The sequence below is a fragment of the Desulforamulus profundi genome (genome assembly GCF_002607855.1).
This window is the reverse complement of sequence record NZ_AWQQ01000006.1, coordinates 1-23308: the sequence shown is the minus strand read 5'-3', so window position 1 is coordinate 23308 and position 23308 is coordinate 1. Positions and strand designations below refer to the sequence as shown.

The 23308-nt window shown below is 50.4% G+C and carries 19 protein-coding genes and 5 pseudogenes; all 24 read left to right on the top strand.

The features are described from left to right. The first annotated feature begins 22 nt into the window (after positions 1–22). The 24 genes and pseudogenes from P378_RS00550 to P378_RS00435 all read left to right on the top strand — a co-directional run bounded on the left by P378_RS00550 (position 23) and on the right by P378_RS00435 (position 22571). Positions 23–561 (top strand): annotated as a pseudogene (locus P378_RS00550) (manganese efflux pump MntP). Positions 562–1069: 508 nt separating this feature from the next. Then, positions 1070–1537 carry a low molecular weight protein arginine phosphatase gene (locus P378_RS00545; RefSeq protein WP_099081906.1) on the top strand — a complete coding sequence of 156 codons (468 nt, stop codon included), beginning with the start codon at positions 1070–1072 and terminating at the stop codon, positions 1535–1537. Between the two features lie 88 nt (positions 1538–1625). After that, positions 1626–2084 (top strand): ribose 5-phosphate isomerase B, encoded by a 459-nt coding sequence (gene rpiB / locus P378_RS00540; RefSeq protein WP_099081905.1) that lies wholly within the window; start codon positions 1626–1628, stop codon positions 2082–2084. 96 nt (positions 2085–2180) lie between these two features. Then, positions 2181–3422, top strand: coding sequence for a serine hydroxymethyltransferase (locus P378_RS00535; RefSeq protein ID WP_099081904.1), 1242 nt, complete (start codon positions 2181–2183; stop codon positions 3420–3422). Between the two features lie 164 nt (positions 3423–3586). Next, entirely contained in the window at positions 3587–4033 is a 447-nt protein-coding gene (locus P378_RS00530) for a deoxycytidylate deaminase (RefSeq protein ID WP_274378607.1), read from the top strand. A 163-nt stretch (positions 4034–4196) separates the two neighbouring features. Continuing rightward, the gene (locus P378_RS00525) at positions 4197–4508 is read left to right on the top strand and encodes a MazG-like family protein (protein ID WP_099081902.1); all 312 of its coding nucleotides are present in this window, start codon (positions 4197–4199) and stop codon (positions 4506–4508) included. A gap of 197 nt (positions 4509–4705) precedes the next feature. Beyond that, a pseudogene (wecB, locus tag P378_RS00520) lies at positions 4706–5857 on the top strand (non-hydrolyzing UDP-N-acetylglucosamine 2-epimerase). Between the two features lie 293 nt (positions 5858–6150). Continuing rightward, the gene (locus tag P378_RS23845; protein ID WP_420795953.1) at positions 6151–6291 is read left to right on the top strand and encodes an AtpZ/AtpI family protein; all 141 of its coding nucleotides are present in this window, start codon (positions 6151–6153) and stop codon (positions 6289–6291) included. A 93-nt stretch (positions 6292–6384) separates the two neighbouring features. Then, positions 6385–6843, top strand: coding sequence for an ATP synthase subunit I (locus P378_RS00510; RefSeq protein WP_099081901.1), 459 nt, complete (start codon positions 6385–6387; stop codon positions 6841–6843). Further along, positions 6840–7631, top strand: a complete 792-nt coding sequence (gene atpB / locus P378_RS00505) for a F0F1 ATP synthase subunit A (RefSeq protein WP_099081900.1) — start codon at positions 6840–6842, stop codon at positions 7629–7631. Before P378_RS00510 ends, atpB begins: the two co-directional genes overlap by 4 nt. Positions 7632–7671: 40 nt before the next feature. Next, positions 7672–7905 (top strand): F0F1 ATP synthase subunit C, encoded by a 234-nt coding sequence (atpE, locus tag P378_RS00500; RefSeq protein ID WP_099081899.1) that lies wholly within the window; start codon positions 7672–7674, stop codon positions 7903–7905. 114 nt (positions 7906–8019) lie between these two features. Beyond that, complete coding sequence (atpF, locus tag P378_RS00495; protein ID WP_099081898.1) at positions 8020–8514, top strand: F0F1 ATP synthase subunit B; 495 nt, start codon at positions 8020–8022, stop codon at positions 8512–8514. Next, entirely contained in the window at positions 8508–9053 is a 546-nt protein-coding gene (locus tag P378_RS00490) for a F0F1 ATP synthase subunit delta (RefSeq protein ID WP_099081897.1), read from the top strand. The genes atpF and P378_RS00490 overlap by 7 nt, the downstream gene beginning before the upstream one ends. 21 nt (positions 9054–9074) lie before the next feature. Continuing rightward, a complete protein-coding gene (atpA, locus tag P378_RS00485) occupies positions 9075–10580 on the top strand; it encodes a F0F1 ATP synthase subunit alpha (protein ID WP_099081896.1) in 1506 nt (501 codons plus the stop codon). 40 nt (positions 10581–10620) lie between these two features. After that, a pseudogene (gene atpG, locus P378_RS00480) lies at positions 10621–11470 on the top strand (ATP synthase F1 subunit gamma). A 136-nt stretch (positions 11471–11606) separates the two neighbouring features. Next, positions 11607–13023: pseudogene (gene atpD, locus P378_RS00475) on the top strand (F0F1 ATP synthase subunit beta). 2 nt (positions 13024–13025) lie between these two features. Next, a complete protein-coding gene (locus P378_RS00470; protein WP_099081895.1) occupies positions 13026–13424 on the top strand; it encodes a F0F1 ATP synthase subunit epsilon in 399 nt (132 codons plus the stop codon). Between the two features lie 248 nt (positions 13425–13672). Further along, positions 13673–14927 (top strand): annotated as a pseudogene (murA, locus tag P378_RS00465) (UDP-N-acetylglucosamine 1-carboxyvinyltransferase). A 132-nt stretch (positions 14928–15059) separates the two neighbouring features. Continuing rightward, the gene (gene spoIID / locus P378_RS00460) at positions 15060–16022 is read left to right on the top strand and encodes a stage II sporulation protein D (protein ID WP_099081894.1); all 963 of its coding nucleotides are present in this window, start codon (positions 15060–15062) and stop codon (positions 16020–16022) included. Positions 16023–16164: 142 nt separating this feature from the next. Continuing rightward, positions 16165–16896 (top strand): M23 family metallopeptidase, encoded by a 732-nt coding sequence (locus P378_RS00455; RefSeq protein WP_099081893.1) that lies wholly within the window; start codon positions 16165–16167, stop codon positions 16894–16896. A gap of 216 nt (positions 16897–17112) precedes the next feature. Beyond that, the gene (gene spoIIID / locus P378_RS00450; RefSeq protein WP_099081892.1) at positions 17113–17364 is read left to right on the top strand and encodes a sporulation transcriptional regulator SpoIIID; all 252 of its coding nucleotides are present in this window, start codon (positions 17113–17115) and stop codon (positions 17362–17364) included. A gap of 282 nt (positions 17365–17646) precedes the next feature. Beyond that, on the top strand, positions 17647–18681 hold the full coding sequence (mreB, locus tag P378_RS00445; protein ID WP_099081891.1) for a rod shape-determining protein: 1035 nt from the start codon (positions 17647–17649) through the stop codon (positions 18679–18681). Positions 18682–19200: 519 nt separating this feature from the next. Further along, positions 19201–21381, top strand: coding sequence for a copper amine oxidase N-terminal domain-containing protein (locus P378_RS00440; protein ID WP_238472687.1), 2181 nt, complete (start codon positions 19201–19203; stop codon positions 21379–21381). 98 nt (positions 21382–21479) lie between these two features. Continuing rightward, positions 21480–22571, top strand: coding sequence for a TolC family protein (locus tag P378_RS00435; protein ID WP_099081889.1), 1092 nt, complete (start codon positions 21480–21482; stop codon positions 22569–22571). The last annotated feature ends 737 nt before the right edge of the window (positions 22572–23308 follow it).

The window sequence follows — 23308 nt, the reverse complement described above, 5'->3', positions numbered from 1 at the left end:
AGCTAAAAAAGGATGTGTTACTTTGACTCTGTTTACTCTCCTGGCTCTGGCCGTGGCTTTAGGGTCAGATGCTTTTTCTTTATGTGTAGGCATTGGCATGGCCGGGGTTACCCGCCGGCAAATTGCGATGATCAGCCTGACCATTCTGGTTTTTCACATCTTCATGCCCCTGTTGGGCTGGTATGTGGGAGGTTTTCTGGGAAGCAAAGTGGGCCAGGCGGCTTCTATTGCCGGTGCCCTGCTGCTGGTCTACCTGGGAGTGAAAATGGTTTGGGATGCTTTGAAGCCCGGCATTGAAGAACCTCAATTTGTCATCACCAACACCGGTGGACTGCTTCTGCTGTCCGCCAGTGTCAGTATGGATGCCCTTAGCGTCGGTTTTACCCTGGGAACCCAGCAGGTTTCTCTTGTACTGGCCGCTGGAATCATCGGTCTGGTGGCGGGGGCTATGACCCTGGCCGGGCTTACCCTGGGCAAGTATGTCGGGGGGTGGATCGGCGACAAAGCACAGTTGGTGGGGGAGTTATTTTGACAGGAATCGGCGTTAAGTTGTTTTTTTAAGGAATATTGAGGAAAAATTGCTTGTTGCGCAGAAAGATATGGTAAAATAACAACGGGAATACATAATAACATAAAACGGGCCTCACCTACCGAGGATATTATTCTCAAAAGGGGGTGGGGCGGAAATGATCACCATATCAGATGCCATACAAATAGTAATTGCCATCTTACTTCTGCTCAACCTTGTCGTCTCACTGAAATAACCAGGTAAGTAGTGGAAAACCCTTGAAATTGCTGCGAACAATTTCAAGGGCCTAAAATGAAAACCTCGGTAGTGAGGCACCCACACCGTTTATTAGTTATTAGTATTCCCACTTATATTATTTACATATTCCAGGAGTCCTGTCAAGTAATAACAGTCTTTTTAATACATCCTATGCAAAAATACCCGTCTAAGAGGTTAACCGGATTTTTAAATCGAAAAAGTAACTGTCCACGACAATTTTGGGCAGTTTTTCTTATTGTACTTACCGGCCCTGGGAATACTACCACCGGAGGAATGCAAGCGATGGAAAAGAAAGTCCTTTTTGTATGCACAGGAAATACCTGCCGCAGCAGCATGGCGGAAGCGCTGGCCAGGACAATGGCATTGGAAATGGAGATCAGGGGGCTGCGGTTTATTTCTGCCGGTACACTGGCCTGCCCCGGGGAGAAAGCGACAAACCAAGCCGTAGAGGCCCTGGCAATGCAGGGAATCGAACTTTCCCATCACCGGACTACCCTCCTGACCCCCGAGTTGGTTAAAGAAGCAGACCTGGTGCTGACCATGACCGAGAGCCACCGCAGACAAATACTGAACCTGCTGCCCGATGCCGAGGGCAAAGTCTTTACCCTGGGGGGATATGCCGGTGTTCCGGGGGATATTTCCGATCCCTACGGTAGCTCCGTAGAGAATTACTGCCGCTGTGCCGGGGAGCTCAAAGCATTAATCGGTAGAGTGTTGAAAAAACTAAACAACGACCAGGCTAAGCCCTAGAAGCTATTTTCTACAAAATGAAGGAATTATCGTCTCTAACGAAGAAAAAGTAAATATCAAATATCGACAGATATGGAGGTTTACAAAAATGAATAAATTTTCAGTGGTTCTTGGCAGTGACCATGCCGGTTTTGAAATGAAGGAGCAAATCCGGGAGCACCTGCTAAGTCAGGGCTTCTCCGTTCAGGATATGGGCTGCAAAGGGACAGAATCCTGCGATTACCCCGATTTTGCACTGGCAGTGGGAGAAAAAATCCGTTCCGGCGAATGCCAGCGGGGCATCCTCATCTGCGGCACCGGCGTAGGCATGGCCATTGCCGTCAACAAAGTTCCCGGTGTCCGCGCCGCCAATGTCTTCGACCCCGCCATTGCCGCCCTGGCCCGGGAGCACAACGATGCCAACGTAGTCACCCTGGGCTCCCGATTTATCGACCTGGAAAAGGCCAAAGAAATCGTGGAAAAATTCATGACCACCGACTTCGCCGGCGACCGCCACGCCAAACGGGTAAACAAGATTATTGAGATCGAGAAAAGATTTTGCTCATAGGCATTTTTTGAGTCGCACTATTCGCTGTTTGCGAATAGCTAATAGCTAATAGCAAAAGCAAACAGCTGTTAAAAATGGAAAGAGGAGAGGAACAACATGCTTTACAAAGATACACTTGCTCAAACGGATCCAGAGCTTGCAAAGGCTATACAACTCGAGCTCCAGCGCCAGCAAAGAAACATCGAGCTCATTGCCTCGGAAAACTTCGTCAGCCCTGCGGTGCTGGAAGCCCAGGGGTCGGTATTGACCAACAAATATGCCGAGGGCTATCCCGGCAAGCGCTACTACGGTGGCTGTGAATTCGTTGATATAGCGGAAAACCTGGCCATTAACCGGGCCAAGGAACTGTTCGGAGCGGACCATGCCAACGTGCAGCCCCATTCCGGAGCCCAGGCCAACTTTGCCGTCTACTTTGCACTGCTGAAGCCCGGGGATAAAATTCTGGGCATGAACCTGGCCCACGGTGGGCACCTGACCCACGGCAGCCCGGTAAACGTCTCAGGGAAATACTTTGACATCGTAGCCTACGGCGTAGAAGAAGATACCGGTCGCATCAATTACGACAAACTGCGTGAAATTGCCCTGCAGGAAAAACCGAAAATGATTGTAGCAGGGGCCAGCGCCTACCCCCGGGCCATCGACTTCAAACGGATCGGGGAAATTGCCGGAGAAATAGAAGCCTACTTCTTTGTTGATATGGCTCACATTGCCGGACTGGTGGCAGCCGGACTGCACCAGAACCCGGTGCCTTATGCCGACGTGGTCACCACCACCACCCATAAAACCCTGCGTGGGCCCCGGGGCGGCATGATTCTTTGCAAAGACCGGTATGCTCAAATGATTGATAAAGCCATTTTCCCCGGCACCCAGGGCGGCCCTCTTATGCACGTCATCGCCGCCAAGGCTGCTGCCTTTGGTGAAGCACTGAAGCCTGAATTTAAAGCTTACCAGCAGCAAATCATCAACAACGCCCAGGCTCTGGCCGCAGGCTTGCTGCAGCGCGGTTTCAACCTGGTATCCGGCGGCACCGACAACCACCTGATGCTGGTTGACCTCCGGGGTACCGGTATCACCGGCAAAGAAGCGGAAAAACTGCTGGACGAAGTCCACATCACCTGCAACAAAAACGCCATCCCCTTCGACCCGGAAAAACCCTTTGTTACCAGCGGCATCCGCCTGGGTACCCCTGCCGTAACCACCCGGGGCTTCAAAGAAGAGGATCTGGACAAAGTAGCCGAAATCATCGCCATGACCCTGAAGGGCAAGGACGACCCCACCACCCAAGACAAAGCCCGCGCCATGGTAAAAGAACTCTGCGACAAATATCCGCTGTATTAGACTTAAGGGTATTCCTTAGGGGTCTGGTTGTTAGACTAATGGGTATTCCTCTTAGGTCCAGTTGCTAGCGGACTAGTTACTGGACCCGGGAGAAATACCCTATAGTCTAGCAACATGACCCAATAGAATTACCCCGTAGGCTGGATCCCAAAGAAAGACTGGAGGTGCTTCATGCGCCTTCCTGGGATGAATACTTTATGGAAATTACACGGGTGGTTGCCACCCGTTCTACTTGTTTACGCCGCAAAGTGGGGGCTGCCATTGTAAAGGACAACCGCATCCTGGCCACCGGCTACAACGGCGCTCCCGCAGGACTGACCCACTGCCTGGAAATCGGCTGCCTGCGGGAACAAATGGGCATCCCCTCCGGCCAGCGCCACGAACTCTGCCGCGCTCTGCATGCCGAACAAAACGCCATCATCCAGGCAGCGGTCCACGGTACGGCCATTCAGGGCAGCATCATCTACGTAACGAACCAGCCTTGTGTGATGTGTTGTAAAATGATTATAAATGCGGGGATTAAAAAGGTGATTTTTGCAGGAGATTACCCGGACGAACTGTCCCTGAAAATCTTTAAAGAGGCTAAAGTTGAACTAATAAGAGTATCTTAAGAATGTTACAATTCAAGTTGGGGACGGTTCTTGACTTGAATTCATTTTTATGAATTCAAGTCAAGAACCGTCCCCAACTTGAATTACTACATGTAAAACAATATTGTGATAACTTGTAATTTCCCTACAAGGTATAATATACTGTTGGAGTAGGAGGTACGTCGTGCTTACAAAGACCATCGCCCTGCCAAAACTGAACAACCTCTCGCCCACCATGGAGTCCACCGCCCTGAAGCTCATGGAAGAGGCCGGCGAGCTGGCCCAGGCCATCGGCAAGCTCAGAGGGATGAGCGGGGAGCAGGCAAGGTGCGAGGAAAAAGAGGTTATGGAACTGATCACCAAAGAACTGCTGGACGTAGCCCAAACCGCCGTCAGCATGATGTTCGTTTTGGAGGAACACTACGGCGTAAACATAGAAAAGGCCCGGGAACAGCATATAGAAAAACTTATGCGAAAAGGATATCTTAGTAAGTAGTGGGCGGGTGTTCTTGTGTGGGTTATGATAAGTTAGATGTATATATTAAGAAGGCATATAAACTATCTCTTGAAATACATAAATTAACAATGTCTTTCCCAAGACATGAATTAAAGGAATACCCCTAAGCCCAGACGGGACCCCGGAGAAATACTCTCAAGCCCAGACTTAATTTAGGAATACCCAGGAGGCTAAATATGCTCAAAGTTCTCACAGTCTTCGGCACCCGCCCGGAGGCCATCAAAATGGCTCCCTTAGTAAAAGAGCTCAACAGCCGCCCCGGCCAAATCCGCTCCATGGTTGCGGTAACCGCCCAGCACAGGGAAATGCTGGACCAGGTCCTGGAACTGTTTGATATTATCCCGGATTACGACCTCAACATCATGCAGGAAGGACAGACCCTCTACGACGTTACCACCCGCGCCTGGAGGGGCTGAAGGACGTCCTTATCGAAAGCAACCCGGACCTGGTGCTGGTCCACGGTGACACCACCACCACCTTTGTGGCGGCCCTGGCGGCTACTACCGGCAAATACCGGTGGGTCACGTGGAGGCCGGCCTGCGCACCCATAACAAATATTCTCCCTTCCCGGAGGAAATGAACCGGCACCTTACCGGAGCCCTGGCCGAATACCACTTTGCCCCCACCGAAAAGTCCATGCAAAACTTAATTAAAGAAAACGTCAATGCGGACAACATATTTGTCACCGGCAACACCGTTATTGATGCATTAAAAGCAACCGTCAGAGAAAACTATGTATTTTCTGACCCCCTTTTGAATAATATAGATTTTGGCAGACAGCGTGTCCTGCTGGTAACCACCCACCGCAGGGAAAACCTGGGCGAGCCCATGCGGGACATCTACCGGGCCCTCAAAGAAATTGTCGAAACCCACCCGGATGTCGAAATCGTGTTTCCGGTACACAAGAATCCCGCGGTCCGCCGTGTGGTCAACGAAATCCTGGGCAAAATGCCCAGGGTGCACCTGATCGAGCCCCTCCAGTACGAGCCCTTTATCAACCTGATGCAGCGCTGCTACCTGGTGCTGACAGACTCGGGCGGCATGCAGGAAGAAGCTCCCTCTCTGGGGAAACCTGTTTTGGTGCTGCGCAACACCACCGAGCGGCCGGAGGCCGTTGATGCCGGGACCGTAAAACTGGTTGGCACAGACCGGGAGGTTGTTCTGTCGGTCACAAAAGAATTGTTAAACAACCCGGACACCTACAAATCCATGGCCGAAGCGGTGAACCCTACGGGGATGGTTTGGCTGCCAAACGAATTGTAGACTTTATTTGTTACAAATTTCATTTGTCGGAAAGCCAACCGGAGGAATTTTTAGCGAAAAAATGAGGCAAAATCGGCACGTCGCAGATGCGAGAACGTTGTCAGATTAAAAAATAAATTAAAAAATTGCCTAAAATCATAAATCGTCTGGAGGAATTAAGAAAATCTTGTAGAAGTTATATAACAAAGCTCACAAGATTGACGTCTGGCTGACAAAGTCATATTTCCATTTGGTGACACATATTGTGAATAATGGAATTAATAATGCACAATCCTATCACCACCGGTGAATGACAAAAAGCAAACAGAATAACTAGACCCAAAGGAAATACCTTTAGTCAAGAGAGGCCGACGATCAAATGAGTGAAAAAGGTAAAGGAGACCCGTTAAGAGCATTGGCACTGGCATCGTCCATCAGTGTGGAAATCGCAGCCGCTACGGTTGTGGGTTTCATGGGTGGGCGTTGGCTTGACAGCAAGTTAAATACCGATCCTGGTTGATGCTGGCGGGACTGCTACTGGGCATGGCCGGGGGGATGTGGGGGGTCTACCATACCCTGGAAACCTTCCGCAAAAAAGACAAGGGGTGAGTCGATGCTGGGTTCCGCTACCATACCAAATTTGGAAACACAACAAAAGCGCACCGTAAAATCCACAGCCATTGTGGTAGCCTTTTTGGCCCTGGCTGTTCTCATTGACTATCAAAGTGCAGTTTACAAAGGCCTATTTGTTGGGTCTCTCGTTAGTTTGCAAAATGCCATCCTCCTCAGCAAGAGAATAAAAAAGGCTTCTACCATCAAAGATGTCGGCAAAGCAATTGCATACATGCGCAGGGGCTTTTTCATCCGCCTGATTCTTATCATGGCCACCCTGTGGCTGTCTGTCAGAATTCCCAGTATCAGCGTGAATGCCGCAGCGGTAGGCTTGTTTGTTGCCCCGGTGCTGTCCATATCCGATTTTTTGATCACGCTAATTAAAGAGAGCGTCCTCAAAAAAGACGCCCTCAATAATAAAGTTAATCAATTTCAACGTGAAGGGGGTGAAAACGCATGAGCGCTGCAGCGGGAGCTGCGCATGCAGCAGAGCATCATGATATGCTGCACGAGGTGGAAGTGGCCCTAAACTATTGGGGGATTCCACTGTTTACGGAGTACGATAAGTACTGGCACATCATGGGTCTCAGCATCAGCCCCAGGACCATGATCATGACCTGGATTACCATGGCACTGGTATTGCTCTTTGCCTGGGCCTGTACGCGAAACCTGAACGTCCGAAGCCCCGGCAAAGGACAGGCTGTCTTTGAAATGCTGTGGGAATTTCTTGGCGGTCAGGTATATACCAACCTGGGTCGCAAGTTAGGCAATGCGATGCTGCCCATTATCGTAACATTCTTTACCTATATCGCCTTTGCCAACCTTTTGGGTCTGATACCTACATTAAGTTCGCCCACAGCGGATAAAAACACAACCTTTGGTCTGGCTTTAATCGTTGTACTCTTAATTCATTTCCACGGTATCAAAGCAAACGGCATCGGCGGTCATATCGGGCACTATTTCCAGCCCTTTAAACCCTTCGTGATTCTGCACATCATTGAAGAAATCGCGAGACCGGTTACGCTGGCCTTCCGTCTTTACGGGAACATCTTCGCCGGTGAAGTACTGATCGCTGTACTGCTGGGTCTGTTAAGTATTGGCACCTATGTTTTTGGTGGATTTATTCCGTCAGTCATCTGGTTAGCCTTCAGTACCTTCGTGGGTTTCGTCCAAGCATTCGTATTCTCTATGCTGACAATCGCATATGTTTCACAGTTTGCTGCACACCACGATGCTGACCACCACTAAGGTTTAGTAATTAAAGATCTCATGAAAGGAGGGGAAATGAATGGACGTAACTGCTGCTGCTGCCATCGCTACCGGCTTAGCCGTAGGTTTAGGCGCTCTGGGCGCTGCTGTTGGTGACGGTATCTGTACCGGTAAAGCCATCGAAAGCATCGCTCGTCAGCCCGAAGCTAAAGGTACCATCCAAACCACTATGTTTATTTCCGTAGGTCTGATCGAATCTATCCCCATTATCGCCGTAGTTCTTGCCTTCATGCTGTTTGGTAAGATTGGTTAATTCGAAAGAGGTCTAGATTTTTCTTAGGACGGGGGCGATTTGGCGGGCTTAACGCTTTCTCCAAGCCCGCAGTCGCCTTCCTTATTGTCCGCCCAGACGGAAGGAGGGGAATTTGTGGAGAGCTTAGGTTTTAATGCTACGTTATTAGCCCAGATGTTTAACTTCCTGGTCTTATTAATCCTGCTCCGGGCGGTGGCCTACAAGCCGTTTATGAACATGCTGGAAAAACGCAAGGAACTTATCGAAAGCAGTATCGCTGCTGCCGAAGAAGATAAAAAGCAAGCAGAGCAACTACGTAATGCCCTGCAGGCTGACCTGCAGCGTTCTCGTCAAGAGGCCGCTGAGGTAATGGCCCGCGCAACCAAGAACGCTGAAGAACAGGCCCAGCAGATCATTGAAGCTGCGAAAGCTGAAGCTGCCCGCGTTAAGGACTCTGCCCTGCTTGAAATCCAGCGTGAGAAGGATAAGGCTGTAGCCGAACTCAGAGATCAGGTTGCTACACTCTCCATTTTGGTGGCTGGCAAAATTATCGACCAGAAACTTAACGATGATCTTCAGAAGGATCTGGTTAACAAATTTGTTAAAGAGGCAGGCGATCTGCCATGTTAAGAGGGGCTGTGGCAAGACGTTATGCCCAGGCCCTGTATGAAATTGCCCAAGCTAAAAATGCCCTGGAAACCATGGAACAGGAACTGAAGGGCATTGCCGAGGCAGTTGAAGGGACCAGGGAACTCCAGAAAGTATTATATCACCCGCAGGTGTTACCCGGCGAGAAGAAAAACCTGTTGAAGTCGCTCTTTGCCGATAAAGTTTCCGCCGAGACCATGAAATTCCTTGGCCTTGTTGTGGATAAGCGTAGAGAGAACTATATCGCAGGCATTGCCGCCGAGTTTTCCGCTCTGGCCAACGAAGCCCGCGGTAAAGTGGCTGCTGAAGTAACCACTGCCATTGAGCTTGGCGAAGAGCAGAAACAAGAATTGGTGAAAGTGGCTTCCCGCCTTGCCGGTAAAGAAGTAGAGCCAACCTTTGCGGTGGATCCTTCCCTTATCGGCGGTGTTGTTGTAAAAATCGGCAGCAAGGTGATCGACGGCAGTATCAAGACCCGCCTTGCCAGTCTGAAATCACGCCTCATGTCAAAAACCAGTTAATAGATAGGGGTGAACCAGTACATGAATTTGCGACCTGAAGAGATCAGCTCGATCATTAGGCAGCAAATCGATAAATACGAGGCCCAGGTAGAAGTTTCTGACGTGGGCACCGTTATCCAGGTCGGTGACGGTATCGCCCGTGTTTATGGCCTCGAGGACTGTATGGCCGCAGAACTGTTAGAGTTCCCCGGCGGTACCCTCGGTATGGCCCTCAACCTGGAAGAAGATAACATCGGCTGCGTTATTATGGGTCCCTACACCCATATTAAAGAAGGTGACCCCGTTAAGCGTACCGGTCGTATTATCTCCGTTCCCGTAGGCGATGCCCTGGTTGGTCGTGTTGTGAACCCGCTGGGCCAGCCCATCGACGGCAAAGGTCCTATTAAAACTGAGAAATACCGTGCCACCGAGCGTATCGCTCCCGGCGTTATTACCCGTAAGTCCGTTACCGTGCCTCTGCAAACCGGTATCAAGGCTATTGACGCCATGGTTCCCATCGGCCGCGGCCAGCGCGAATTGATTATCGGCGACCGCCAGACCGGTAAAACCGCTGTTGCAGTAGACGCCATCATCAACCAGAAGGGCCTGGACGTTATCTGTATCTACGTAGCAGTAGGTCAGAAGGCCTCCACCGTGGCCGGTGTTGTTCAAACCCTGGAAGCCCACGGCGCCATGGAATACACCATCGTAGTGGCCGCTAACGCTTCCGAACCCGCTCCGCTGCTCTACCTGGCCCCCTACGCCGGATGCGCAATGGGCGAAGAATTTATGGACAACGGTAAAGACGTATTAATCATCTACGATGACCTGTCCAAACAGGCCGCCGCTTACCGTGAAATGTCCCTGCTGCTGCGCCGTCCTCCCGGACGTGAAGCGTTCCCCGGTGACGTATTCTACTTGCACTCCCGCCTGCTGGAGCGTGCTGCCCGCTTAGCTCCGGAATTCGGCGGCGGTTCCTTAACCGCGCTGCCCATCATTGAAACCCAGGCCGGTGACGTGTCTGCCTATATTCCCACCAACGTCATCTCCATTACTGACGGCCAGATCTTCCTGGAGTCTGACCTGTTTAACGCCGGTCAGCGCCCTGCGATTTCCGTAGGTCTGTCGGTATCCCGTGTTGGTGGTGCAGCTCAAATTAAAGCCATGAAGCAGGTAGCCGGTCAGCTTCGTCTGGACCTGGCTCAGTACCGCGAATTGGCTGCCTTCGCCCAGTTCGGCTCCGACCTGGACAAAGCTACCCAGGCAAGGCTTAACCGTGGTGCCCGTACAGTACAAATTCTGAAGCAGGCTCAATACAAGCCCTATCCCGTTGAAGAGCAGGTTGTTATCATCTACGCAGCCGTTAAAGGCTTCCTTGATGATATCGAACTGAACCGTGTAGGTGCTTTTGAAGAAGGCTATATCAACTTTATGCGTTCCAGCAAGTCTGATATCCTGAATGCTATCAAGACCGACAAGGAAATTAAGCCCGAGACCGATGCCAAGTTAAAGGCAGCCATCGAAGAGTTTAAGAAGTCCTTTGCTTAAACCATTTAAGTCAAGGGAAATTAAGGTGGTGATTTAGTAGATGGCCAGTGCGCAAGATATTAGGCGCCGGATTAAGAGTGTTAAGAGTACCCAGCAAATCACCAAAGCTATGAAAATGGTTGCTGCTGCCAAGCTTCGCCGGCTCAAGAGGCTGTTACCTCCGCACGTCCCTTCGCTCTCAAGATCAGAGAGGTGCTGAGCCGTGTGGCTGCTGCCAGCGGTGGTGCGAGCCACCCGCTCCTTGAGGTACGGGAAATCAAGAAGACTGCCTATGTGGTTATCACCGCAGACCGTGGTCTATGCGGGGGCTTTAACGCCAACATTCTGCGGAAAGCCGCAGCAGAGCTTAAAAACATTAACAACCCGGCAATCGTAGCGGTCGGACGTAAGTCTAGAGATTACTTTGGCCGCCGCGGCTATGACATTGCAGCTTCCTATGTTCGTCTAGGTGAAAATATTCAGTTCTCTCAGGCCAAGGAAATTGCCAAATTTGTAATGGACAAATATATGGCAGGAGAATTTGACGAAGTTTATCTGGTATTTAGTGAATTCGTTAACGTTCTCTCTCAGCGTCCCACCACCATCAAGTTGCTGCCGGTGGAGACCCCTGCTGAGGAAACAAAGGTCCCAAGGTGGAATACATCTTTGAACCCTCCGCCGAGGCCGTATTGGCAGAACTACTACCCACATATGTAGAGACACAGGTATTCCGTTCCATGCTGGAAGCCAAGGCCGGCGAGCAGGGTGCACGTATGACTGCCATGGATTCCGCTACTAAGAACGCCAAGGATATGATTAACAAACTCACTCTGTCCTTGAACCGTGCCCGCCAGGCTGCCATCACCAAGGAAATCTCCGAAATCGTTGGCGGTGCAGCGGCACTGGAATAAAAAGCGTAAAGTCAATGTTCTTCGCCATACGCTGCTTCATATTCGCACCCGCGCCTTAAGCATTAAGCGAATAGCGAACAGCGAACAGCGAAAAACAAACAGCGAAAATCTGACTGCAAGGAGGTCGGAGAACGTAATGAACGTAGGCCATGTCGTCACGGTTATCGGCGTGGTTGTGGACGTAGAGTTCGCACCAGGCCAGGTACCTGGCATATATAACGCCCTTAAGATCCGTACGGAGGACCAGGATGACAAGTCCACCAAATGGAACTTAACATTGGAAGTGGCCCAACACCTGGGCAACAACCGCTGCCGTGCCATTGCGATGTCCTCTACCGAGGGCCTGAAGCGTGGCATGAAAGTAGTTGACACCGGCAAATCTATCTCCGTACCCGTTGGCCGCCCCGTTCTGGGCCGCCTGCTGAGCGTACTGGGTGACGAGATTGACGGTTTAGAACCCGTTAAAGCTGACAAATACTATCCTATTCACCGTCCCGCCCCGGCTCTGGTTGACCAGTCCACCAAAGCAGAAATGCTGGAGACCGGCATCAAGGTTATCGACCTGATGATCCCCTTCTTGAAGGGTGGAAAAATCGGTCTGTTCGGCGGCGCCGGTGTAGGTAAGACCGTTATCGTTATGGAGCTCATCAACAACATCGCCAAGCAGCACGGCGGTATCTCCGTATTCGCCGGCGTAGGTGAGCGTACCCGTGAAGGTAACGACCTCTACCATGAAATGAAAGAAGCAGGCGTATTGGACAAGACCATCATGGTGTTCGGTCAGATGAACGAACCCCCGGGTGCCCGTCTCCGCGTAGGCTTGACCGGTCTTACCATGGCAGAATTCTTCCGTGATGAAGAAGGCGCCGACACCCTGCTGTTCATCGACAACATCTTCCGTTTCACCCAGGCAGGTTCCGAGGTATCCGCGCTCTTAGGCCGTATGCCCTCCGCGGTAGGTTACCAGCCCACCCTGGCCACTGAAATGGGTCAATTGCAAGAACGTATTACCTCCACCCGTAAGTTCCGTTACCTCGGTACAGGCCATTTACGTCCCTGCGGACGACTTGACTGACCCGGCGCCGGCCAACGCCTTCGCGCACCTGGACGCCACCGTAGTATTAAGCCGTCAAATCGCCGAGCTCGGAATTTATCCCGCGGTTGACCCGCTGGATTCCACCTCTCGTATTCTCGACCCCCACGTAGTGGGTAAAGAGCACTACGATTGTGCCCGCGGTGTGCAGGCTGTTCTCCAGCGTTATAAAGAACTGCAGGACATCATCGCCATTCTGGGTATGGACGAACTGTCCGACGAAGACAAGCTGATCGTTGCCCGCGCCCGGAAACTGCAGCGTTTCTTATCCCAGCCCTTCCACGTTGCGGAAACCTTTACCGGTACCCCCGGCGTGTACGTATCTCTGAAGGACACCATCCGTGGTTTTAACGAGATCGTAGCCGGTAAGTATGACCACCTGCCGGAGCAAGCCTTCTATATGGTAGGCGGCATTGAAGAAGTTGTGGAGAAGGCTAAAAAGATTGAGGCTGGTGCTTAATTATGGCTAAAACCCAACGCCTTGATATCGTCACTCCTGAAAAAGTTGTTTTCAGTGAAGAAATCGACTTCATTGTAGCACCCGGTGCCGACGGTGAACTCGGTATCTTACCTGAACACGCTCCTCTGGTTACAGCCCTCAAGATTGGTACAATGAGGGTACAGCAGGGCGGCAAATTCTTTAAAGTGGCCGTCAGCGGTGGGTTCATGGAAGTCAAGAACAGCCGGGTTGTTGTTCTGGCTGACACCGCCGAACGGGCCGACCAAATCGATGTTGAGCGGGCCAAAGCTGCCAAGCAGCGCGCCGAACAGCGCCTAGCCGGCAAAAGCTCCGAAATCGACATCGCCCGGGCCGAAATTGCCATGCAAAAGGCTCTCAACCGTATCAAAGCTGCTGAATAAGCAGCCAAACCCCAGGATAGGGAAGCTATCCTGGGGTTTTTGTATTTTACGGCAGGTTTTGTGGCAATACTGTATATAGCCTAATCGGCATTTCTATAGGGTATTGTTGTTAGCCTAACAGGTGTTTGTTACGGGTCCAGTAAAGGCCAAATTGTCTAACAACAGGACCCCATAGAAATGCTCTTAAGTCTAGCAGCTGGACCAAAAAGGAATACCCTAAAGTCTACAGCGGGAGTTTCCATGGAAAAATTATTATAACCGGTGGTCGTCCACTAAACGGTTCCGTCCGCGTCAGCGGTGCCAAAAACGCTGTCTTGCCCATATTGGCCGCTTCCCTGTTAACCACAACTCAGACCAAACTTCTGGACGTGCCAAACCTTGCCGATGTCGGGGTGATCAGCTCTGTCCTGCAAGAACTGGGAGCAAAAATAGAAAAAGAGACGGAGAACTGATCGTCTCCGTCCCCAAGCTAACCGGCACAGAAGCACCTTACGAGTACGTTCGTAAAATGAGGGCCTCCTTCCTGGTCATGGGCCCCCTGCTGGCCCGGGCGGGAAAGGCCAGAATCTCACTGCCTGGCGGCTGTGCCATCGGCACCCGGCCCATCGACCTACACCTCAAAGGCTTCGCAGCCCTGGGGGCCGATATTCGCTATGGCTCCGGCTACGTCGAAGCCACCGCCAGGGAACTGGTGGGCGCAAAAATCTACCTGGATTTCCCCAGCGTGGGAGCCACCGAAAACATCATGATGGCAGCCGTCCTGGCCAAAGGCCAAACCACCATCGAAAACGCCGCCGAAGAACCGGAAATCGTCGATCTGGCCAACTTCCTCAGTACCATGGGAGCCAAAATCAAAGGCGCCGGCACAAAGGTGATACGCATCGATGGGGTGGAACAGCTCACCGGTGCTGCCCATGCCGTCATACCGGACCGGATAGAGGCAGGCACCTACCTGGTGGCAGCAGCCATCACCAAAGGAAATGTACTGGTGGAAAACATCATCGTCGACCACCTGAAACCTGTGGTGGCCAAACTGATAGAAGCCGGTGTGGAACTGACGGAAGAAGAAACCGGCATCCGGGTCAACTGCACCGGCAGAGCCAAAGGAGTTGACATAAAACCCTCCCCTACCCCGGCTTCCCCACCGACATGCAGGCCCAATTCATGGCCCTCACGACGGTATCCGAAGGCACCAGCATCATTACAGAAACCGTCTTTGAAAACCGCTTCATGCATGTCAACGAACTCAGACGCATGGGCGCCAAAATCAAAATCGAAGGCCGCACCGCCATTGTCCAGGGCGTCAGAAGCCTCAGCGGGGCCGAAGTCAAAGCCACCGACCTGCGGGCCGGCGCCGCCATGATCCTGGCGGGCCTCGCCGCAGAAGGCGAAACAGCCATCTCCAACATCCACCACATCGACCGCGGCTACGAAAACCTGATTGAGAAGCTCCAAGGGATAGGAGCCATCATCCGGCGTGTGAAAGCTTGCGTACCGGTATAGAATTACAGTAACAAAAAATACATACAGAAAACATGAAGGCCAGTGGAATATTCTACCACCGGCCTTCATATATTTTAGAGGGACAAGCATTTACTAAAAGCCAACAGCCAATTTAAAGGACGGTGTACAAAGATGCGCAAACTCTTCCTCGCCCTATTCGGCCTCCTAATCCTCGTAATCGCTTTCCCTTCATTAATTATAAAGCTCAACCAAATCACCCACCCAGCCAAAATACAATCCGAAGGCACCACTGTGAAAATGTACAATCACCTGACAGGTCAAATCCAACAAATCCCCCTGGAAGAATACCTGATTGGCGTGGTAGCAGCTGAAATGCCGGCCTCCTTCCCGGTGGAAGCCCTCAAAGCCCAGGCCGTAGCAGCCCGTACCTACATTATGCAGCGCCTGGCGCCCGGCGGCGTCAAAAACTCCCGCCACCCGGGAGCCGATGTGTCCAGCGACCCCAGAGAAGGACAGGCCTGGATCTCCCGGGAAGAAATGCAAAAACGCTGGGGCAAAGTCAAATCACTTGAATACTACTACAAAATCAAATGGGCGGTAGACAACACCCGGGGCCAGGTCATCACCTACAAATCCCAGCTCATATTCCCGGCCTTTCACGCATCCTGCGGCGGCGGCACAGAAAACGCCGAAGAAGTATGGGTAGCAGCAGCCCCCTACCTCAAAGGCGTCCCCTGCCCCTACTGCGCCGACCCCGAACCGGAAAGGCAGGTGACATATACCCTGGCGGACATAGATAAAAAACTAAAAACAAACCTTACTGCCATGCCGGTTTCCACCATCAAAACCAAAGCCGTCATGATCACCAGGGAAACCGCCACCGGCCGCCCTAAAGAAATCCAAATCGGCAGCAAAACCTACCCGGCCACCATGCTCCGGGAACTCCTTAACCTCCGTTCCACCCGCCTTACCTGGAGCATCGAGGGCGACAAAATCACCTTCACCACCCGCGGCCACGGCCACGGCGTCGGCCTCTGCCAATACGGCGCCAAAGGCTTTGCCCAAAAAGGAAAGACCTACGAAGAAATCCTTAAGCACTATTACACCGGAGTGGAGATAACTAAGATGAAATAGTGTAAAATTGACCCAAAAGAAATACTCAAAAAAACTGAAAGCTGTGATGGCCGAAGGCTGACGGCAAAAGGCCCATGTATAAAACCCGGCAATTTTGGTAATACTTTAACTAAATAAGTAACACCAGAGGTGACTAAAAACCATGTGGCCTTTCGAAGACTCCTTGCGTAATAAACTGCGAAACCAGGACCTTATTAAAAAATACCGTGACTGGCTCAGAAAATGGCTGTACAGAGGAAACAAGATCAATCCCTTTACCCTCATGGGTATCCTGGTAACCGTAGCATTATTATCAGCCTATGGCTTCTATTCCTGGTTTAACGGCCCCTCTGTCCAGGAGGCCGTTACCTCGAACAACACCAACCAGGTAATTAATCAGGACTACCAAAAAGCGCCACCCGCTTGCGATCAAAGCCAGGCTAATTCAGCCAGCCAACCCGTAGAGACAAAAGAAACCTCTGTCCAGCCCGAGCTCAACCCCGAAGAAATGATTAAACCGGTCATGGGACACGCCCTTACCGGAGTAGGCATGACCTTCTCCGAATTGTTCAAAGACTATCGCTACCATAACGGCGTGGCTCTGGCCGCCGGCCCCGGCGCAGAAGTAAAAGTAGCACTACCCGGCACAGTATCGCTGATCTCCACCGGAGAGGACGGCACCAATACAGTCAGCATCAACCACGGCAGCGGCTGGGAGTCCTCGTATAGCGGTTTGGATCAGGTCAATGTGAAAGCCGGACAGAAATTAGCACAAAATGAAGTGCTTGGCACCCTTGGCAAATACAGCAGAACCAACGGGATCATGGAGAACCACCTGTACTTCAAAGTAACCAAGAACGGGGAACCCGTAGACCCCAATATTTACTGGAAATAAATAATAGCTTGTCATTGCTCATCCAAATGGCCAAATAATGGCCGTTTTCTTTTTATTTTGTGACATTTCTCCCACCCCCACGCATATATTTAAGTAAAAAACAAGCTCGGAGAAGAACAACTTACCAATGAATATAGACATACACTCTCTCACTTCTAACCTCACAATCTAACTTCTAACCTCTCACATCTCACTTCTAAAACAGGAGGTAGGGAAATGCAGGACTACATCCAAAAGCGGGTGCTGGACATCTGTGCTTATATTCTGGAAACCAAGGCAACGGTCCGGAGAGCAGCCCAGGTCTTCCGGGTCAGCAAAAGCACAGTACACAAAGACATGACCGAACGGCTCCCGTCCCTTAATAAACACCTGGCACAGGAAGTCAAAGCCATCCTGGACGAAAACAAAGCCGAACGCCACCTCAGAGGCGGCGAAGCCACCCGCCGCAAGTATAAAGAAATCATCTAAAACTCTACTGTGAAATTTTACAGATAGAGAGGAATTTTAGCAGGAAAGAGAGAATCCTACCACCTTAGGACACTCTGCCATTCCTGTCATTTCTTTTTACATACAAGGCGTACAACCCCACCCCGAATGGCGGACAAGCCCCCACATACAAGCCAGGAGGAAAACAAAACCAAGGGGTCTGGCTCCTGCCGCAACGAACCTATCACATTAAAGAAGCGCTTACAATCGGCAGGTGCCTGACCCCGTCTAACAGGTAATACATACAAGCTAGGAGGAAAACAAATGTTTGGATTCAGCTCCGACATCGGCATCGACCTGGGCACCGCCAGCGTCCTGGTCTATGTCAAAGGAAAAGGCATCGTTCTCCGGGAACCCTCGGTGGTAGCCATAAACAAAGATACCGGCCGCATCATCGCCGTCGGCGAAGAAGCCCGCCGCATGCTGGGCCGCACCCCCGGCAACATCGTGGCCACCCGCCCCCTGCGGGAAGGCGTCATCGCCGACTACGACGTCACCGAAAAAATGCTTCGTTACTTCATTAATAAAGCCAACGGCAGAAGATGGTTCTTCCGCCCCCGGGTTATGGTCTGCATCCCCTCCGGCGTTACCGGCGTGGAGGAACGGGCCGTCCGCCAGGCCGCCATCTCCGCCGGGGCCCGCAGCGCCCACCTCATCGAAGAGCCCCTGGCCGCCGCCCTGGGTGCCGGCATCGACATCTCCGAACCCAGCGGCTCCATGGTGGTGGACATCGGCGGCGGCACCTCCGACGTGGCCGTCCTCTCCCTGGGCGGCATCGTCTGCAGCCGCTCCATCCGGGTGGGCGGTGATAAATTCGACGAAGCCATTGTACGTTATATAAGGAAAGAATTCAGCCTCATGATCGGCGAGCGCACCGGGGAAGAAATTAAGGTGGAAATCGCTACTGCTTTTCCTCAGAAAACACCCGAACGTGTTACCCAGATCCGGGGCCGGGACCTCATCACCGGCCTGCCAAAAGCCGTAACCGTCAGCAGTCATCAGATCTACCATGCCATCGAAGAACCCTTGGAAGCGGTAGTTGGTGCTGTAAAGGAAGTCCTGGAAAAGACTCCCCCTGAACTGGCAGCGGATATCGTCAACAAAGGTATTGTCATGACCGGCGGCGGCTCCCTGCTGCACGGGCTGGACATGCTGCTGTCCGAAGAAACCGGCCTGCCGGTTTATGTGGCGGAAGACGCCATCTCCTGTGTAGCCCAGGGAACTGGGAAGGCACTGGCCATGATGAACGTTTTGCCGAAGCCGAAGAGCAGTAAGTTGTTTAAGAAGGTGGTTGGTTAAAACAATAAAAGAATAAAATTGGGAACAAAGCATATAGTGGAAGCGTCTATGTTTATGTCAGGAAGAATAGACACTTCCTTTTTTGTTGCCAACCAATACATTTCTGAAGTTGGCAATAAAGTTTTTAAACTTAGTGGGAACCTTTTCGTTGCATAGCCCGTCTAAGTAAATGAGTCGGTTAGAGAGAAATTCTCCCTGCCGAGAAAAAAAGCCCCAGATTAAAAGGATTTTTGCCAGTTTGTGTAGAACTAACCAAATCTAGCAATTGGTGCCCGTACATACTGGCAATTACTTGCCATAACCGACACCTTACAGGAAATGGCAAAAATCCAGGCACCTTTTCAAATTTTGTTGAAAGGGGGGATGACGAACCAAGGGGGAATGGTTCGTCCAGACTAACCAATCAACTGCTTGGTGAACTTTACCAAGGGAAGGGAACCAGCCGGTAGGGGCAACCTGAGTCCGGGATAAAAACAAACCTTGGAAAAACATCTTAGGAGGGAAAACATTTTGAAGAGAATGAGAAAAGCTGTCTCCATTCTGGTGACTCTGGCTATGCTCATTGGCCTGCTGTTACCCGTAGCAGCACCTGCCGCTGCTGGTGTTGTAACTTACTCTGCACTGAGTGCACCTACAATTGTTCCACCCGCTACTGGTGCAACATTAGGACAAATTCAAATTGATTTGGGTACTGTTAGTGGCAACAGCACTGCTGTTGTATCTCTTCCTAACACAGACTATACTATTACCGCAAGTTCTGTAACTGTAGCTGCTTATACTGGTACAACTGCACCCACTGCTACCTTTACAGTTTCTGCTGCTGGTCATGAAGGTGTTCTGGCAGTTTCTCAAGCTCCTGGCACCGCCTCCACAGACGTTAAGCTTTTATTAGCCCTGTCTGCAAATATCCCCAGTGATGCAGATGGCGATATCAAAGCCACAATTAACAGCCTTTCCGGTCAACTGTCCAGTGGCGAAGTAATTGTAGCTAAAGCTAATAGTGGCAGTGTGGAAGTTTCTCTGGTTGACACTGTAACCATTTCTGAAGCTGGCACTTCTGCAACAGCGCTGAGTGTTAACTTTAAAGAAAATGCTGCCGGTGCAATCAAAGGCGAAAACAACACTATTAAACTAACCCTTCCCAAAGGTTTGACATGGAATACTACTGGTGCTACCTTCATTAACGTAGGAACCGGTGCTTCTGCCTTAGGTGTTGCCGCTGGCCAATTTGCAATCTCTGGTAACGGTGACAAGACTCTGGTTCTGAACCGTGTTACTTGGGGTGCAGGCGCTGCTCCTGCAAAAGCTATGTACCGCCTGTCCGTTGGTGTCAATGTTAATACCGAAGATGCTAAGTTCGGTGATGTTGAAGTTACCGTAGGCGGCACTAGCACAAGTTCCCCTGCCTCCCTTGTCATTGGAAAATACGCTGATTATGGTGTTTCCGTAAAAGCTAAATCCGTTGAGGACATTACTTCTGGTCGTGTAGACGAAGAAATTGGCGATATCGAAATTAAAGAAGATCTGGCTGACAGCATTTACTCCGGTCGCACCATTACCTTAGAACTGCCCCGTGGCGCTAAGTGGGCTACTATCCCCACTACCACTATTAGCGGTGGCGGCCCTGTAACCATCTCCGGTTGGGTACGCGAAGGTAGCGACGGTCGCAAAGTTAAGACCACTGTAACCAACCCTGTTGGTGGTGGCAAGGCTACCATTACCCTTGAAAACGTAACTATTGATACTGCTGTAGATTTCAGCGGCGATGTAGCAGTTAAGATTGCTGGTAGTGCAGGTGTTGCTGGTGAAGTTGTAGTAGCTAAAGCTGTTGCTCCTATCACTGTAACCGCCAATGTTCCTGACGTTAAGATTGGTGTTCAAGGTCAAGTTGCTGGTGACATCTCCATCGTAGAAGGCAAGAAAGAAGCCATCAAGCGCAATAAGGAACTGGTTCTTACCGCTCCTGTTGGCGTAGATTTTGCTAACCTTCCCACTGTTGAAGTTACCGAAGGCGACCTGGATATCGATGAAAAAGCAATTAGCAAGAGCGCTAACACCCTGACAATTCCTGTAACCAGTGACAGCTCTAAGGCTAGCACCATTAAGATTAGCAACATCAAGTTTACTGTAAACCGTAGCGTTCCCGAAGGTCCTATCAAAGTTGACGTTGCTGGTAACGCAGTTGACGAAGTAAACGATAATGCAGTTACCCTAGCTGCTGGATTTGCTCGTGGCTTCTACACCATTCCTGTTAGCGGTGAACTCTTCCCGCAAAACGATGTAGCTGCTACCGTTATCAATGCTAAAGTTGTAACTCCTGCTCCTGCTGAAACTGGTTCCGTAATCTTCAACGTAGGCAGCAGCGTGTACACCACTAACGGTGTTGTTAAGGTAATGGATGCTGCTCCTTACATTAAGAACAATCGTACCTATGTACCTGTTCGTTTCCTGGCTCTGTCCCTGGGCGTAGCTGAAGAAAACATCGCTTATGAAAACGGTGTAGTAACCCTGAAGAAGGGTGATGCAACCCTGAAGCTGACCATTGGTGACAAGACCATGATGAACAACGATGCTACCGTGGCTATGGATGTAGCTCCTGAGGTGGTTAACGGCCGCACCATGTTACCTGCCCGCTTCGTAGCCGAAGGTTTTGGTGCTCTGGTTGGTTTCTCCAACGGTCAGGTAGTAATTTCCTACTAATCTCTAACTAACAACTCTACTAACTGACAATAAAAGCCCAGGCCTCAGGTCTGGGCTTTTATTCTAATATATCGGTTAGCATTAGGAGTGCATTTGATATGAAACAGCTTGCGAAAATATTAATATTCGTAATGTCTTTGCTTTTATTAACACAAACAGTACATGCCAGTGAAATAACAAAGAGCCAGTTAACGTTAGATCAGGCTATTGCCAAGGCTCTTACAAATAGTAAAAAGGTAGAGAAAGCAACTAAAGAGATAGACCGTCTTAAAGAAATTAGAGATTATCGGAATGACCAGTTAGGCTATACTCCTATAGGAAGTCCTGACAATAAATACACAGAGATGGCCTGGTCAAACCTTTTGTCTACCGATCTTCAATGGCGAATGGCCATGAAAAGTTTAGATACAGAGCAGGACACTGTAGCCTTAAACACATGCTTAAACTATTGGAAAGTACAGCAGGCCATTATGGCTGTTGATGTAGCAAAAGAATCCCTGAATAAAGCAAACCTAGATCTCCTTAAATCTCAGGCATCCTATAAGTTTGGGTTAATTACTAACGAGGCATACTTGGGAGCGGAGACAAAGCAAAAGTCAGCAAAGACTGCTTTTGAAAAAGCAAAAAACGATCTGGATACAACCTATGCAAAATTTAATCAACTTATAGGCCTGCGGCCTGAGGATAGACCTGAGTTGTTAGAGGAAGTAACTTTTAATCCTATTGGTGAGCAGAATATCGAATATGTCGTTACAAAGGTGTTGGAAACCAGTCCAGATGTTTGGTTGGCCAATGAGAATGTAAACTTACAGAAATATCTGGCCGATTTAACAATGTATACTGGGGAATACCGTCCCTATGAAGCCAGGAAAATTGAAGTAGAAAAGGCCGATTTGGATGCTGTAAGCGCAAAAGAGGCAGCAGACCTATTGACTCGGAGTCTCTATTATAATATCCGCACATTGGAAGAGAAGCACCCCACTGTTGAAAAATCTCTTGATCTAGCCCAGGAAAGCCTTAGAATTGCGGAAATAAAATACCAAGTAGGGCTTGCTACAAAATCTGATGTAGCAACTGCTAAGGTTTCTCTTGTTGAGGCAAAGTTAAGTCTGCTAGCATTAAAATCTGATCATGCCTATCTAAAACTTGCTCTCCAAAAACCTTGGGCGTATCTTAAAGCTGGATCGTAGTAACAGCTTAATAGTTAACGGTTTCGCTCGAGGAAATCCCTGGCAGAAAACCGCTGCCAGGGATTTCCAAAAAGTGCCTGGCACTTCACTAAACTAAAGTGACGGTACTTTTTCTTTTCCGGGTCATCCTTTCGGGTCTGGTGGTTTCAATGAAAGGCTACCCAGGCGGTGCCCAAAAAGTTACCGACGGACGGAACCAGGCACCGCCCCCGGCGGTGTTTGTCAAGATAGTTGTCGCTAATACGTTCAATTTTTTTGTATTAAACCCACCGCCGGTCTTGACTCCATGTGCTAATAATGGGGTAACCCGACCGACGGATATACGCCAACTAGAAACCTGTATACGGTCGGGTAAATTAATCCTAGCACATGGGTCAAGACTCTTCGCTTCGCTACGACCGCAAGCGGCGGCTACTGGTAGTTAGGGCAACGTTCCCCTCCCTCTGGAGACCGCCTGCTTTATTAATTTTAGGATGTACACTTTTCCTTCGTTTTTGATCGCTCGAGGAAATCCCTGGCAGAAAACCGCTGCCAGGGATTTCCAAAAAGTGCCTGGCACTTCACTAAACTAAAGTGACGGTACTTTTTCTTTTCCGGGTCATCCTTTCGGGTCTGGTGGTTTCAAAGAAAGGCTACCAAGGCGGTGCCAGGTACCGTCTCGCATGAAAGTTGTGCTCGAGGAAATCCCTGGCAGAAAACAGCTGCCAGGGATTTCCAAAAGGTGCCTGGCACTTTAC

Excerpts from the sequence above, each read along its gene's own strand:
- P378_RS00545 (WP_099081906.1), top strand. The coding sequence starts at position 1,070 with ATGGAAAAGAAAGTCCTTTTTGTATGCACAGGAAATACCTGCCGCAGC.
- rpiB (WP_099081905.1), top strand. The coding sequence starts at position 1,626 with ATGAATAAATTTTCAGTGGTTCTTGGCAGTGACCATGCCGGTTTTGAA.
- P378_RS00535 (WP_099081904.1), top strand. The coding sequence starts at position 2,181 with ATGCTTTACAAAGATACACTTGCTCAAACGGATCCAGAGCTTGCAAAG.
- P378_RS23845 (WP_420795953.1), top strand. The coding sequence starts at position 6,151 with ATGAGTGAAAAAGGTAAAGGAGACCCGTTAAGAGCATTGGCACTGGCA.
- P378_RS00510 (WP_099081901.1), top strand. The coding sequence starts at position 6,385 with ATGCTGGGTTCCGCTACCATACCAAATTTGGAAACACAACAAAAGCGC.
- atpB (WP_099081900.1), top strand. The coding sequence starts at position 6,840 with ATGAGCGCTGCAGCGGGAGCTGCGCATGCAGCAGAGCATCATGATATG.
- atpE (WP_099081899.1), top strand. The coding sequence starts at position 7,672 with ATGGACGTAACTGCTGCTGCTGCCATCGCTACCGGCTTAGCCGTAGGT.
- P378_RS00490 (WP_099081897.1), top strand. The coding sequence starts at position 8,508 with ATGTTAAGAGGGGCTGTGGCAAGACGTTATGCCCAGGCCCTGTATGAA.
- atpA (WP_099081896.1), top strand. The coding sequence starts at position 9,075 with ATGAATTTGCGACCTGAAGAGATCAGCTCGATCATTAGGCAGCAAATC.
- P378_RS00470 (WP_099081895.1), top strand. The coding sequence starts at position 13,026 with ATGGCTAAAACCCAACGCCTTGATATCGTCACTCCTGAAAAAGTTGTT.
- spoIID (WP_099081894.1), top strand. The coding sequence starts at position 15,060 with ATGCGCAAACTCTTCCTCGCCCTATTCGGCCTCCTAATCCTCGTAATC.
- P378_RS00455 (WP_099081893.1), top strand. The coding sequence starts at position 16,165 with ATGTGGCCTTTCGAAGACTCCTTGCGTAATAAACTGCGAAACCAGGAC.
- spoIIID (WP_099081892.1), top strand. The coding sequence starts at position 17,113 with ATGCAGGACTACATCCAAAAGCGGGTGCTGGACATCTGTGCTTATATT.
- mreB (WP_099081891.1), top strand. The coding sequence starts at position 17,647 with ATGTTTGGATTCAGCTCCGACATCGGCATCGACCTGGGCACCGCCAGC.
- P378_RS00440 (WP_238472687.1), top strand. The coding sequence starts at position 19,201 with ATGAGAAAAGCTGTCTCCATTCTGGTGACTCTGGCTATGCTCATTGGC.
- P378_RS00435 (WP_099081889.1), top strand. The coding sequence starts at position 21,480 with ATGAAACAGCTTGCGAAAATATTAATATTCGTAATGTCTTTGCTTTTA.